The sequence below is a fragment of the Mesorhizobium sp. M0830 genome, assembly GCF_040319965.1.
GTDB lineage: Bacteria > Pseudomonadota > Alphaproteobacteria > Rhizobiales > Rhizobiaceae > Mesorhizobium.
On record NZ_JAMYOR010000151.1, the window covers coordinates 1 to 834 of the forward strand.

Annotated in this window: 1 protein-coding gene; it reads right to left on the reverse strand. The window is 57.0% G+C overall.

The genetic code is table 11. The features are described 5' to 3' along the window. On the reverse strand, positions 1-794 hold a 794-nt coding region (locus NKI20_RS33630; protein ID WP_352838298.1), incomplete at its 3' end, for an SIR2 family NAD-dependent protein deacylase. Positions 795-834 lie beyond the last annotated feature (40 nt).

Sequence of the window (834 nt, forward strand, 5' to 3'; positions counted from 1 at the left end):
TTGCTGAGAAAAGCTGCCAAGCTCTGCTGCGGATCCTCATCGTCCCCAGCCACGACGTTGAGCCCCCAGCGTCCGAGGACCGCCTCCTGAACCACGTTCGGGCCCGGCATGAACACGAATGACTTTGGACGGTCCCGCTCGTAACCCGATAGGCGCCAGGTCTGCCACAGACGGTGCAGCAGCAGACGGATGTTCATATCCGACATGCTGTAGCCGACGAACAGGATGGTGCGCCCCAGTGCATCTGCCCGGAATTTCACATCAAGTGGTGAGTCGAAGGAAAGCCGGTCAAAATAGTCCGTCTCTGCCAACACAAGGGAAGTGTCGTCGTCAAAATCGCCATGGTATTTGATGATCTGTGTCAGGTCGCCGTTGACTTTGGCGATGTCTTTCGCGTTGGCGATTTTGACGAACGGCCGGCCATAGATCTCGAAAGCAGCTTCCAGGTTTCGATCGTAATTGGTGGTGTAGATGATCGGGAAATCGAGCGACACGATCAGCTTGTGGATCTCCGATCGCTTTACCTTGTCCCGAGAAACGCTCCACTCGCGGTCCATCCAGCTGCGCAGGGGGCCGATGCTGCCATGCTTGAGGCGGTAGTATTCGGCAAGCGCCTGGTAGGTCGTGTCAGGCATGCCGACCGTCTGGTCGTCCAGGCCGAGATCATCTGCCATGTGCTCGATGAGTTTTCTCCACGGTGGCAAGCCGACGCTCATCGACACTCCAGCGCCAACAAACAGCATGGCTCTCCGCTTTTTCAGCGACCGCGCAATTTGTTCGAACACCGACTGCATGCCAGCAAACTGGCGAATGCCTCTTCTGTTCCAACCATTG